Here is a 12,025-nt window from a genome sequence, read left to right on the forward strand (position 1 = left end):
GCCTAGCCAAGACGTGGGGAGGGGCCGACAGGAGCGAGCCAGGCCTGAAACACCCGGCCACCCCCTGGAGGGGCATTGCTGCCCGAGTGCGCGTATCCTGCAGCCATGAACCTGATGCTTGCCAGCGGAACGCTCAACTTCATCACCTTCTGCGTGATCGCCGCGTTCATCATCCTGGGTTCGCTGAGCCTGAGGCGCCACACCCGCAGGATCGACCCCTCGATCCCCTACGAGGCCGACCTGACCCCCGAGGGCCGCAAGGCCCAGGAATTCGAGCGCACGACGCTCGACGACTGACCCGCGGCCCGGAGTCCCGGGCAGGCCCCCGAAGGGTCAGATCTGCCAACCCTCGCTGGCGTCGTCCGGCTCCACCTCGCGCAGACCCGAGAACAGGTCGTCCTCCGGCAACATCGTCGGCACGGTGCTGAAGACCAGTTCGTAGTCCTCGGTCGGCCACACCTGCTGCTGCACCTCCGTCGGCACCGCGAACCACGGCCCGTCCGGGTCGATCTGTGTCGCGTGGGCCAGCAGCGCCGCATCGCGCACCGGAAAGTACTCCCCGCAGGGAATCCGGGTGGTGATGCGCTTCTCGTACTCGAAGTCCTCCCACTTGGCCAGCCGGTCCTTGTAGGGCGAGTCCAGCCCCTTCTCGTGCATCGCCGCATCGAGCGCCGCGAAGCGCAGCCGGTGGAAGCCCATGTGGTAGTACAGCTTGCTCACCTGCCAGGCCGGTCCCATGTCAGGGTGCAGGTTGGGGTCGCCCGCCTGCTGCACGGCCGCCATGGTGATGTTGTGGCACATGATGTGGTCGGGGTGCGGGTAACCACCCTTCTCGTCATAGGTGGTCACCACCTGCGGCTTGAACTCACGGATCAGGCGCACCAGCGGACGTGCCGCCTCGTCGGGATCCACCAGGCCGAAGCAACCCCGCGGCAGTGGCGGCAGCGGATCGCCCTCGGGGAAGCCCGAATCGATGTAGCCCAACCAGCGCTGCTCGACGCCCAGGATCTCACGGGCCGTGTCCATCTCCAGGTGCCGGATGGCGGCAATGTCGGCCCACACCTCGGGACGGTCCATCTTGGGATTCAGGACGCTGCCGCGCTCGCCCCCGGTGCAGGTGGCGACCATCACCTTGGCTCCCTCCGCCACGTACTTGGCCGTGGTGGCGGCCCCCTTGCTCGACTCGTCGTCGGGGTGGGCGTGGACGTGCATGAGCCTCAGTTCGGGACGGGCACCGGGGCCCCCAGGGAATTCAGACATGCCCCCCATTGTGCCGAACCCCACGGCCGAGAACCGTGCTCGTCCGGGAATGGGCACAATGGAGAGGTGAGCACCCTGACCGAGGCCGACCGTTCCCGCATCGAAGCCCGCTACGCCGTCCCGCCGTCGCGTCGCCGGATCTACCTGGCGCTGGTGGCGGTGCTCACTGCCCTGTTGGCCGGCTGGCTGGTCTGGGCCGGCGGCACCTCCGCCACCCCGCCGGTCTCCGCCGACGTCTATGGCTTCACCGAGACCGATGACCACGAGATCGTCGCAGACCTGCGCGTCCAGCGACGCGACCCGGCCACCCCCGTGGTGTGCGTCCTGGAGGCCACGGCAGAGAACTTCGTGCGCGTCGGTGAGCTGGAGGCCACCATCCCCCCGGGCACCGAGAAGATCACCCGCACCCGAATTCCGGTCAAGACGGTCAACCGTGCCGTCAGCGTCGAGGTGACCAGCTGTCGCGTCGCGTGATCCTTTGGGGAATCTGCCGTCGATGATAGATTTCTCGGATGACTGAGAATGCAACCGACACCATCTGGCTGACCCAGGAGGCTTTCGACAAGCTCTCCGAGGAGCTCGAGTACCTCAAGGGCGACGGCCGCATCGAGGTCTCCACCAAGATCGCCCAGGCGCGCGACGAGGGCGACCTGTCCGAGAACGGCGGTTACCACGCCGCTCGCGAGGAGCAGGGCCAGATGGAGGCCCGCATCCTGCAGCTGGAGGACATGCTGCGTCGCGCCCAGGTGGGCGAGGCCGCCAAGACCGGCGAGGCCGCCCCCGGCAGCCAGGTGACCGTCGCCTACTTCGGTGACGAGGACGACACCGACACCTTCCTGCTGGGATCGCGTGAGGTGATGGGCCTGGACGACTCGGTCGACATCCAGGTCTTCAGCCCCCAGTCGCCGCTGGGCGCCGCCGTGCTCGGCAAGAAGGTCGGCGAGGCCTCCAGCTACGAGGCCCCCAATGGCAAGACCATCGAGGTCACCATCGTGAAGGTGGAGAACTTCCAGGCCTGATCCCCGCGCCGACAGCGCCCCGGTTGCACCATCGCGTCCCGCTCGATCGAGCGGGACGCGATTCGGTGTCCGGGGCTCCTAGAGCAGCCGAGCCGCCTCCGCCGGGGTCAGCTCGCCTGCCTCCACCTGGGCCAGCACCTCGGCTCGGGTGGGGGCGCTGGGCTCGGCACCCTGCTCCTCGATCCCCAGCGCCTGGAGCAGCGACGACAACCGCGCCCGCGCAGTCGGGTAGCTCACCTGCTGCGCCTTGGCCACCTCGCGGAGGTTCCCCCGGGAGGCCAGGAAGACGGTCAACAGCTCGGCCTGCTGGGCGTTCAGGGCACAGAAGCCGCAGCGTTCGAAACGGCCCGCCAGCTCCGTGCCGCAGTGGGCACAGCCCAGGCGGGTGGTGATCAGCTCGTGACTGCACACCGGGCAGTCGGCAGGGGCCCGGTGGGTACTGGCCGCGGGGGTATTGGCCGCGTGGTTGCTGGCTGCGTGCGTCATGGCTGCTCCTGGTCCTTGGCGGGGCCCGAGGTCTCGTCCGGGCCGTCCTGCTGTGGCTGCTGCTGTTGTTGGGCATCCTGCGGGGGCTCCTCGACGCCCTCGTGACGCACCGTCGCCCCGCCCATCACCACCGTCACGTCCAACCGTCCGCTGCCCTGCCCCGCCTGGTACTCGTGCAAGGCGGCGGCTCCACCCGGCCAGGCGATGCGCCCCACCTGCGCCTCGGCGCGGACCGTCACGTCGGCCTCACGGGGCAGCTCGACGACGAGGTTCCCCGACTCGACGCGCACCCGGGAGCGCCCGCCTGCCAGCACACCCGCCACCGTGGCGCCGCCGGCCTGCACCAGCGCGTCGGCCACCTGGTGGACGCCGCGCAGCGTGGCACCACCGGCGGTGACGCGGATCCGCCCCAGCCAGCGCACCTGGTCGGTGGTCAGGCTTCCGGCAGTCACCTCGGCATCCACCGGGATCGCGGGGTTCACCCGCAGCAGCACCTGCTTGCCCAGTCCGATGGCGCGCAGCTCCTCGAGCCCCAGGTGACGAAGGCCGCCCAGGCCGTGGGTGAGCAGCGGCCCGCTCAGCACGCTGAAGCCGTCGCGGGAGGCGCCGAGCTCTCCGTCGCAGGTCACCTCCATGGTGCTCCCGCTGCGACGCAACACGTGGGGGCCGTCCACCGTCACGGTGGCGATCGACGGGTCGCCGATGATGCGCACCCGGCGTCCCGTGGCTCGCAGGCTGACCCGCTCCACGCCCTGGTTGCCGGCCGGTTGTTCCGGGGTCACCGCGGCAGCCACCGGGCCACGCGTCCGCTGGGAATCGCCTGCCGATGACGATGCGCTGTCCTGCAGGCGCTCCCCCACCTGCTGCACGCCCAGCCCCGCGCTGTGGGCCAGCCCACTGGCGGCACCGAGCAGGTCGCGAGCGATGTCACCCCAACTCGGCTCCTCCGGCTCCGGGGCCGACGACGGGGGCGCCTCAGCGTCGGGTTCCCCTGCCGGATTGCGGGCATGCTCGATGCGGCGATCGGCCTCTGCCGCGGTGATGCGGCCTGCCGCCAAGTCTTCCAGGATGGGTGTCAGGTCGGGCTCCATGCCACGAATGTAAAACCGCCCCTTCCATTCCGGAAGGGGCGGTTGCACGAATGCGGGGTAAATCAGGGGCTCAGGCGGTCGCGGCCCCGGCAGCCTCCTGCTCGCCGTTCTTGCCATCAGTGACCGGGTCGTCGGCAGGCGGCGCCGGCTCGTCGGAGTCCTGGTGGTGCGAGACCATCGCGCGGATGAAGGCATTGGCGAAGGCCAGCAGCGGCACCACGAAGAGCACCCCGACGATCCCGCCGAGGACGCCGCCCACTGCGATGCCGTAGAGCACCATCAGCGGGTGGATGGAGACGGCCTTGCCCAGCAGGAAGGGCTGCAGGACGTGCGCCTCCAGCTGCATCACCAGGACGAAGACCACGAGCATGATGACGCCCTTCACCCATCCCAGGGTGAGCAGCACCACGCTGGTGGAGACCAGCCCGGCGACGAAGGCGCCCAGCAGGGGGATGAAGGCGGTGATGAAGGTGAGGGCACCGATCGCCAGGAAGAGGTTGGACCCCACCGCCGCGGCGCCGATGCCGGCCCCCAGGCCGTCGACGAAGGCGACGATCACGGCCGCACGCACATAGGCCACCAGGGAAATCCAGCCGCGGTGGGACGCGTCGATGATCCGCGCACGCGCGTCGCGGGGCACCAGCTGGAAGCCGGCCCGGGCGATGCGATCACCCTCGAAGAGGAAGTAGAACAGCGCGAACAGGGCCAGGGCGATACCGGCGAAGAAGTTGCCCACCGTCGAACCAGCCGCGGTGGCGAGCCCGGCGGCCGCGGACTGCTGGGTCTTGGCCCACTCGGTCACCTTCTCGGTCCAGGCGTCGATCTGGGGTTGGTGGATGTTGAGCGGGCCGTTGCCGAGCCAGTTCATGAACTGCTCGTAACTGGCCACCGAGGCGTCGGCTAGCTCGGAGGACTGCGAGGCGATCTGCGTGCCCACCAAGGTGAAGATGCCCACCACGAGCAGCACCAGGAGCAGCAGGCTCAGCCCCGCCGCCGCACCGCGCGAGGCTCCCTTGCGGTGCAGGAAGGTGCGCAGCGGCCACAGCGCGGCCGCCAGCAGCACCGCCACCATCAGCGGGATCATCACCGCCGAGAGCAGCGCCATGACACGCCACAGACCGTAGATGCCGGCCCCGATGACCAGCAGTCGCCAGAACCAACCGGCCGCCAGCTTGATGCCGTGCGGCACGCTACCCGGCGTCGCAGCCTGGGCGGCGAGTTCGGCGCGGGAGGGGAGCTGGACTCCCTCCTGCTCCTCGGCCCGGGCTTCCTTGGCGTTGGCTTCCTGGGTCTGGGTTGCCTGGGCTTGGGCGTCCTGCCCCGTGCGTGGACCCTCGCTTGCACTGTGCGCCATTCGGCAGCCTTTCGAATCGGATGGGCAGAACTGTCGCCTGCAAGGCTAACCTGTGCGCGTGCCCACGCCCGCCCCCACCCGACGCCCCGCCTGGCTGCAGAGCCGCGAAGGGCTGCCGCGCGACGTGACCGTGCTGTCGGTGATCGCCTTCTGCGTCGCGGTCGGCTTCGGTGTGATGGTGCCCGTGCTGCCGGTCTTCGCCCGCAGCTTCGAGGTGACCAACCTGATGGTGGGCATGGTGATCAGCTCCTTCGCACTGATGCGCCTGGTCACCAGCCCGGGGGTACCGCCACTGATCGGCCGTTTCGGGGAACGCACCGTCCTGGGCACCGGGATGTTCATCGTCGCCGCCTCCTCCGCGGCGGCCGGCCTGGCGACCAGTTTCTGGGCCTTGCTGCTGATGCGAGGCCTGGGTGGCATCGGTTCGGCCATGTTCACCGTGGCAGCGATGTCCTTGCTGTTGCGCACCGTCGAACCCCATCTGCGCGGCCGGGCCAGCGCCCTGTATTCGGGAGGCTTCCTGCTGGGCGGTATGGCCGGGCCAGCGGTGGGCGGCGTCTTCGCCGCGATCTCGCTGACGGCGCCCTTCTTCGTCTACGCCGCCACCCTGCTGGCGGCCGGCATCGTGGCCCTGTCGCTGCTCAGCCGCCCCGAGCGTGAGGCGGAGGTGACGCAGAAGCCACAGATGACGCTGCGCGAGGCCATCGTCGACGTGCGCTACCGGGCCGCGCTGGTCACCAACTTTGCCCAGGGTTGGCAGTCCTTCGGGGTGCGCAGCTCACTGGTGCCGGTGCTGGTGGTGGAAGGACTGCACCGCAGCCCGTCGTGGACCGGGATCGCCTTCGCCGTCGCCGCCGTCGCCCAGACCGCCGTGCTCGGCCCGGTGGGGCGTGCCGTCGACACCGTCGGACGCCGCCCCATGATGGTGATGGCAGGCGTGTCGACCGGTCTTGCCGCCATCCTGATGCCCTTGTCCGCACGGATCGACCACGCCTGGGCGATCTGGGTGCTCACCGGGATCCTGTGCCTCTACGGGCTCGGGTCGGCTGCGCACTCCACCGCCCCCACCGCCGTGGTGGGAGACGTGACCGCCGGCCGTGGCGGCGCCCCGATCGCCACCTTCTCGATGATGAGCGACCTGGGCGCCATCATCGGCCCGCTGGCCGCCGGCGCGATCGCCGACGCCCTGGGACTGGGGCCGGCCTTCGCCATCGGTGGTGCACTGCTGTTGTCCGGCGCCGCCTGTTCGCTGCTGATGCCCAAGGACCGACCGACTGCTCCCGAGGAGAAGTGATGACTGCCCGTCCACTGCACGAGATCATCGCGCCCGACTGGGCCGAGGCGCTGGCACCCGTCGAGGAGCAGGTGCACCAGATGGGGCAGTTCCTGCGCGCCGAGCTCGCCGCCGGGCGCAACTACCTGCCTGCCGGCGACAGGGTCCTGCGGGCCTTCACCCGTCCGCTGGCCGACGTGCGAGTGCTGGTGGTGGGCCAGGATCCCTACCCCACGCCCGGACACCCCGTGGGCCTGAGCTTCAGCGTCGAGCCGGACGTGCGCCCGGTGCCCCGCAGCCTGCAGAACATCTACGTGGAACTGCGCGACGATCTGGGGATCGAACCGGCCGAGCATGGTGACCTCTCGGCCTGGTTCGAACAGGGTGTGCTGCTGTTGAACCGGGTGCTCACCGTGCGCCCGGGGGCCGCCGGCTCCCACCGGGGCAAGGGCTGGGAGCAGGTCACGCAGTGTGCGATCGAGGCGCTGGTGGCCCGCGGGGGCCCGCTGGTGGCGGTGCTGTGGGGCCGCGACGCGCAGTCCTTGACCCCCATGCTCGGCCAGGTGCCGGTGATCGCCAGCCCGCACCCGTCCCCGTTGAGCGCACGCTCGGGATTCTTCGGCTCGCGCCCCTTCAGCCGCGTCAACGCGCTGCTGCAGGAGCAGGGCGCCACTGCGATCGACTGGCGACTGCCGAGCCCCGCGTCGGCCTGACCCCTTCGCGTTGATCTGCTGGGGTGGGTCCGTCAGCTGGTCAGGCGGGTGAGCCGGGAGCGCAGATGGTTGTGCAGCGGCTCCCCCACCGCCGCCATGTCGAAGCTGGTCTCCAGCACGTCGCCCTCCACGCGCAGGGTGCGGCGGCTCGAATCCACCCGCTTGGCGCTGGGCGTGTTGTCCACCCGGCAGTCGAGCTGCAGGTGCAGCGGATCGGTGGTGAAGGTGCCCGAGCCGTTCTCGGTCTGACCGGTGGGCAGCGCCATGGTCAGTTCCACCACTCCCGCAGCCGGGGCGCGCAGGTAGCCGACCTCGACGTGCATCGGCGCTCCGTCCTGCCCCCAGGTGCGCTGGTGGTAGACGAGGAAGGGCTTGCCGACGTCGACGAAGGTGACCTCCTCCACGTAGTCGAAGGCCTCGATCGTCGGGTAGACGCCGCGCCCCTCCCCTCGCCAGGTGCCCACGAGCGGGGCGAGCTGCGCCAGGGCATGGCTGGCCGACACGGGAGGAACGAGGGTGCTGGGGCTCGGCTGCTGGTCCATGACAGGACTCTATGGCCCCGGGCAGCTTCCTGCAGCGAGCTAGCCTGTGCGTCATGATCTTCGGGCGAGCACACATCCAGATCGTCGACCACGACCAGCCGCAACTGGCCATGCCCTGCTACCACCGAGTCTTCGGAGACCCGCTGGACCGGGACTTCCCGAACTCCGAGGTGGCCTACTTCGCGATGGGCTGTTTCTGGGGCGCCGAGAAGCTGTTCTGGGAGACCGACGGAGTGCTGTCCACCGCGGCCGGGTACATGGGTGGCAGCAACACCAACCCCACCTACGAGGAGACCTGCACCGGGATGACCGGCCACGCGGAGACGGTACGGGTGGTCTTCGATCCCCGCCGCGTCTCCTACCGAGACCTGCTGGCGGTCTTCCTGGAGAACCACGACCCGACCCAGGGCGACCGGCAGGGCAATGACATCGGCAGCCAGTACCGCTCGGCGATCTTCACCACCAGCCCCGAACAGGAGACGGCCGCACGCGAGGCACTGGCGGACTTCGGGCCGAAGCTGGCCGCCGCCGGCTTCGGGCCGATCACCACGACGGTGCAGCCCGCGCCGCAGTGGCACTGGGCCGAGGACTACCACCAGCAGTACCTCGACCGGGTCCCGAATGGCTACTGCCCCGTCCACGCCACCGGCGTCACCTGCGGCTGACAACCCCCGACGTCGCTGGTGGGCCGGGCGGGCAGCCCGTCACCAGCGCCAGCCGGCATCCTTCAGCTGCTGGTCGACGAAGGGCTCCATGGTGCCCGCGTAGAGCCTGGTGACGTGCGTGTAGTCCATGAAGACCCGCACATTGCCGACGATCGGGCGACAGACCCCCTCCGGGCACATCTGCTGGCTCAGGTCCAGCCCGTAGACGTCCTTGGCCCCCGCTCCACGCAGCAGCTCCTGGTCGGGGCGCTTGGACGGCATGTTGTCGGCGAGCCGGTAGGTGCAGTCCTGCTCCGTCTTGCTCGGGTCTGCCTCGCACTCATTGGGGTTGCCGGGCAGGCGAGGATGGGCGCGCACCGCGATGAAACGTCCACCACGGGCGCGCTGACGGGCGATGTTCTCCTCGGTGCCCGGCTGCAGCACCTCCATCTGGCCGTGGGGCACCAAGGTGGTCAGGGTGAACAGGGCATCGGGCTTGACCTCGTCCAGCCACGCGTCGAGCCGGTCATTGTGCTCCGCGCAGTCCTTGGCGGTGGGCTGCCCCGGCGCGAAGTAGCAGCTGCGCCGGGTCACCGAGACCATGCGCCAGTTGTGACGTTCGGCCAGGGGTTGGATGGCGCCGGCCAGCTGGGTGGCATGCGAGCTGCCCACCACCACCAGCAAGGGCCGGTCCTGCTGGTCCTGGTTGGGCGTCATGTGACAGTTCTGCAGGCCTTCGGGATCCTCCGGGACCATGCCCTTGGGGCACTCTTCGGGCAGCATGTGCCAGTTCTGGGCCAGGTTCTCCGGCAGGGGCAGCACGGGAGCCGAGTCGTCCGGAGCCACCTCCTGGTGGCCGGGCAGCAGGACCCGCGCCCCCGGATTCTTCTGGGCCGCCGCCTGCTCCAGTCGCGCGGCGTGCTCCTCCAGCCGGTTCTTGGCCCACAGCGTCGGGCCGGCGGCAAGCGCCAGCGCCAGGACGGCCACGGTGGCACTGGCCCAGGTCCGCTGCCGCAACCAGGCAGAGCGTCGCACCGGCTGGTCCACCAGACGGGTGAGCACCCAGGCCAGCACCAGGCTCGTCACCACCAGCGCCAGACCATCCCAGGTACCGGCCGCCGAGTGCTCCTGGGTGCCCAGCCAGATCACCAACAGGGGCCAGTGCACCAGGTACAGGGCGTAGCTGATGTCACCCAGGAAGCTGAAGGGTCGGCTCGACAACAATCGGTCGGCGCCCCAGCGGTGCCGGGTGTCGGCGGCCACGATCACCAACGACGCGGCGGTCAGGGGCAGGATGGCCACCCAGCCGGGGAAGGCGCCACGGACGTCCACCAGGGCGCCCACCGAGAGCAGCCCCAGCAGCCCCACCCACCCGAGCACGACGCGCAGCCCCACATGGCGTCGCCGGCCGGGGCCCCACAGGCTCTCCAGGCGCGCGATGCCCAGGGCCAGCATGGATCCGGCGGCGAACTCCCACAACCGGGTGAAGGTGCTGAAGTAGGCGCTCTGCTGGTTGGTGGCCGTCTGGTGGATCGACCAGCCCAGTGATGTGCACAGCACCAGACCGAAGATCACTGCCTGCACGGGCTTGTGCGGCACCTTCAAGCGCCGCGACAGCAGGCCGGCCAGTGCGTGGAGCAGGGGCCACAGCAGGAAGATCTGCCCCTGGATCGACAGGGACCAGAAGTGCTGGAAGGGCGAGGCCAGCACGTTGATGGCGTAGTAGTCGGTGGCCTCGTGCTCCAGCACCCAGTTCTGCACCTGGAAGAGTGAACCCAGGGCGTGTCGGGTGGCCTCCAGCCACTGCAGGCGGGGTAGGAACTGCCAGACCCCCACCAGGGTCAACAGGACCACGACGGCGGCCGGTGGCAGCAGGCGCTTGAAGGTACGGGCCCAGTAGTCGAAGGGGCGGATGGGCTCGCCGCGGTCGAGTCGTCGGATGAAGGTGCCGGTGAGCAGGAAGGCCGAGATGAACAGGAAGACGTCCACGCCGCCCGAGACGCGGTGCACCCAGACGTGGTAGACCACCACCAACAGAATCGCCAGTCCACGAAGGCCGTGGATCTCGGGCCGATGCCTGTGGTGTTCCCCGTGTGCCTGCACCCGGCCGACTGTAGGTGATGTGTCACCACGGGTGCCACAACCCCCAGCAAGGCCGGCAAGGTGTGTCGGCCGGCCGCCCCCGCGAGGAGGCGAATCAGGCTGGCACCGATGCCTCGTTGTCACGGGTGATCAGCAGGCGTCGATGGGCACGCCAGGCCAGCAGCAGGGGCACCAGCGCCAGGATCCAGGCGGCAGGTGCGGCCAGCACCACACCGAGGAAGCCGATGTGCTGCACCAGCACCAGGCCCACGACTCCGCGGGCCACCAGTTCGAGGACTCCCGCCATGGTGGGCGCGAGGGTGGAGCCCAGGCCCTGGATGCTGTGACGGGTCACGAACAGCACCGAGAGCACGGCGTAGAGCGCCGAGTTCACCACCAGGTACTGGTGCGCCATCTGCACCACCTGGGGCTGCCCGGGCCCGACGAAGACCTCCACCAGCTGGGTTCCGAACAGGAAGATCAGGCCACCCAGCAGCAATGACAAGGCCGCCGACAGCATGAGGGTCTGCCGCACGCCGTCGAGGATGCGCCGCCACTGCATGGCGCCGGCATTCTGCGCCACGAAGGTGGCCATGGCCACACCGATGCTGGCCAGCGGGATCACCGCCATCTGGTCGACGCGCATGGCGGTGGTGAAGGCGGCCACGGCGGTGGATCCCAGTCCATTGATGCCGAACTGCAGCATCGCGGCGCCCAGCGCGATGATCGACATCTGGAAGCCGAGCGTGAAGCCCTGCCGGGCCGACTCCCGCAGCTGGGCGGGGTCGACCACGAAGTCGGCGCGTCCCAGGTGCAGCTCGGGCATCCGGCGCCACACCAGGGTCAGGCACAGCAGCGCCGAGACCAGCTGGGCCAGCACCGTCGCCAGTGCCGCTCCCCCGACGCCCATGCCGAGCCCACCGATGAAGGCCAGCACCAGCGCCACGTTCAGCACGCTGGCGATCATCAGGAAGATCAGCGGGGTCGTGCTGTCGCCCAGTGCTCGAATCACCGAGGAGAGGTAGTTGAAGGCGACGGTGGCGACCGCACCCCCGAAGAAGACCCGCAGGAAGACGGTTGCCTGGGGCACGAGCTCGTCAGGGGTGCCGAGCAAGCGCAGCATCAGCGGCGCGCCGAAGGTTCCCAACAAGGTGATGGTGATGGCCACGCAACCACTGATCATCGCGCCGGTGGCGACGGCCCGTCGCATCCGGTCGAGCTGGCCTGCGCCGTAGAAGCGCGAGACGGGAATGGCCAGACCGGCCGAACATCCCATGGCGAAGCCGATCAGCAGGAACTGCAGACTGCCCGAGGCGCCCACCGCGGCCAGGGCCTGCACCCCGATCAGCCGCCCCACGACGATGGTGTCGGCCACCGCATAGGCCTGCTGGAAGACATTGCCCAGCAGCAGGGGCAGGGTGAACAGGATGATCAGCTTGATCGGCGAGCCGGTGGTGAGGTTCTTGGCCATGGCCGCCTCCTGGATGGTCGTTCGGGGTCGAGAAATCCTACCGAGCGGTAGCCATGGAACTCTCCTCACCCCCAGCTCGCCCTCAGCCGC

13 protein-coding genes are annotated in these 12,025 nt (G+C 69.6%); 6 read left to right on the forward strand and 7 right to left on the reverse strand.

Annotated features, from left to right (window positions below; genetic code table 11):
* Positions 1-105: 105 nt before the first annotated feature.
* The gene (locus ACOAMO_RS01650) at positions 106-297 is read left to right on the forward strand and encodes a hypothetical protein (protein WP_420175859.1); all 192 of its coding nucleotides are present in this window, start codon (positions 106-108) and stop codon (positions 295-297) included.
* 36 nt (positions 298-333) lie between these two features.
* Here ACOAMO_RS01650 and mca read toward each other — a convergent pair whose 3' ends face one another.
* Positions 334-1,260, reverse strand: coding sequence for a mycothiol conjugate amidase Mca (mca, locus tag ACOAMO_RS01655; RefSeq protein ID WP_420175860.1), 927 nt, complete (start codon positions 1,258-1,260; stop codon positions 334-336).
* Positions 1,261-1,326: 66 nt separating this feature from the next.
* Here mca and ACOAMO_RS01660 point away from each other — a divergent pair, with 66 nt between their 5' ends.
* Complete coding sequence (locus tag ACOAMO_RS01660) at positions 1,327-1,734, forward strand: DUF4307 domain-containing protein (RefSeq protein ID WP_420175861.1); 408 nt, start codon at positions 1,327-1,329, stop codon at positions 1,732-1,734.
* Positions 1,735-1,772: 38 nt separating this feature from the next.
* Positions 1,773-2,279 carry a transcription elongation factor GreA gene (gene greA, locus ACOAMO_RS01665; protein ID WP_420175862.1) on the forward strand — a complete coding sequence of 169 codons (507 nt, stop codon included), beginning with the start codon at positions 1,773-1,775 and terminating at the stop codon, positions 2,277-2,279.
* A 78-nt stretch (positions 2,280-2,357) separates the two neighbouring features.
* On the opposite strand, the gene ACOAMO_RS01670 is transcribed toward greA, so the two are convergent.
* The 3 genes from ACOAMO_RS01670 to ACOAMO_RS01680 all read right to left on the reverse strand — a co-directional run bounded on the left by ACOAMO_RS01670 (position 2,358) and on the right by ACOAMO_RS01680 (position 5,210).
* On the reverse strand, positions 2,358-2,765 hold the full coding sequence (locus tag ACOAMO_RS01670; protein ID WP_420175863.1) for a DUF2089 domain-containing protein: 408 nt from the start codon (positions 2,763-2,765) through the stop codon (positions 2,358-2,360).
* Positions 2,762-3,856, reverse strand: a complete 1,095-nt coding sequence (locus tag ACOAMO_RS01675; RefSeq protein ID WP_420175864.1) for a hypothetical protein — start codon at positions 3,854-3,856, stop codon at positions 2,762-2,764. Before ACOAMO_RS01675 ends, ACOAMO_RS01670 begins: the two co-directional genes overlap by 4 nt.
* A 70-nt stretch (positions 3,857-3,926) precedes the next feature.
* Entirely contained in the window at positions 3,927-5,210 is a 1,284-nt protein-coding gene (locus ACOAMO_RS01680; RefSeq protein ID WP_420175865.1) for an AI-2E family transporter, read from the reverse strand.
* 58 nt (positions 5,211-5,268) lie between these two features.
* Here ACOAMO_RS01680 and ACOAMO_RS01685 point away from each other — a divergent pair, with 58 nt between their 5' ends.
* Both ACOAMO_RS01685 and ACOAMO_RS01690 read left to right on the forward strand, forming a co-directional pair.
* Positions 5,269-6,504: an MFS transporter gene (locus tag ACOAMO_RS01685; protein ID WP_420175866.1), complete on the forward strand. Its 1,236-nt coding sequence runs from the start codon at positions 5,269-5,271 to the stop codon at positions 6,502-6,504.
* Complete coding sequence (locus tag ACOAMO_RS01690) at positions 6,504-7,196, forward strand: uracil-DNA glycosylase (RefSeq protein WP_420175867.1); 693 nt, start codon at positions 6,504-6,506, stop codon at positions 7,194-7,196. Before ACOAMO_RS01685 ends, ACOAMO_RS01690 begins: the two co-directional genes overlap by 1 nt.
* Positions 7,197-7,228: 32 nt before the next feature.
* Here ACOAMO_RS01690 and ACOAMO_RS01695 read toward each other — a convergent pair whose 3' ends face one another.
* The gene (locus ACOAMO_RS01695) at positions 7,229-7,738 is read right to left on the reverse strand and encodes an FABP family protein (protein WP_420175868.1); all 510 of its coding nucleotides are present in this window, start codon (positions 7,736-7,738) and stop codon (positions 7,229-7,231) included.
* Positions 7,739-7,791: 53 nt separating this feature from the next.
* On the opposite strand from ACOAMO_RS01695, the gene msrA reads away from it, so the two are divergent.
* Positions 7,792-8,403: a peptide-methionine (S)-S-oxide reductase MsrA gene (msrA, locus tag ACOAMO_RS01700; RefSeq protein WP_420175869.1), complete on the forward strand. Its 612-nt coding sequence runs from the start codon at positions 7,792-7,794 to the stop codon at positions 8,401-8,403.
* A 39-nt stretch (positions 8,404-8,442) separates the two neighbouring features.
* Here msrA and ACOAMO_RS01705 read toward each other — a convergent pair whose 3' ends face one another.
* Together ACOAMO_RS01705 and ACOAMO_RS01710 are read right to left on the reverse strand one after the other, a co-directional pair.
* A complete protein-coding gene (locus ACOAMO_RS01705; RefSeq protein WP_420175870.1) occupies positions 8,443-10,485 on the reverse strand; it encodes an acyltransferase family protein in 2,043 nt (680 codons plus the stop codon).
* A gap of 94 nt (positions 10,486-10,579) precedes the next feature.
* On the reverse strand, positions 10,580-11,935 hold the full coding sequence (locus ACOAMO_RS01710; RefSeq protein ID WP_420175871.1) for an MATE family efflux transporter: 1,356 nt from the start codon (positions 11,933-11,935) through the stop codon (positions 10,580-10,582).
* Positions 11,936-12,025: the final 90 nt, after the last annotated feature.

Source organism: Luteococcus struthionis, from assembly GCF_048595755.1.
Classification (GTDB): Bacteria; Actinomycetota; Actinomycetes; order Propionibacteriales; family Propionibacteriaceae; genus Luteococcus.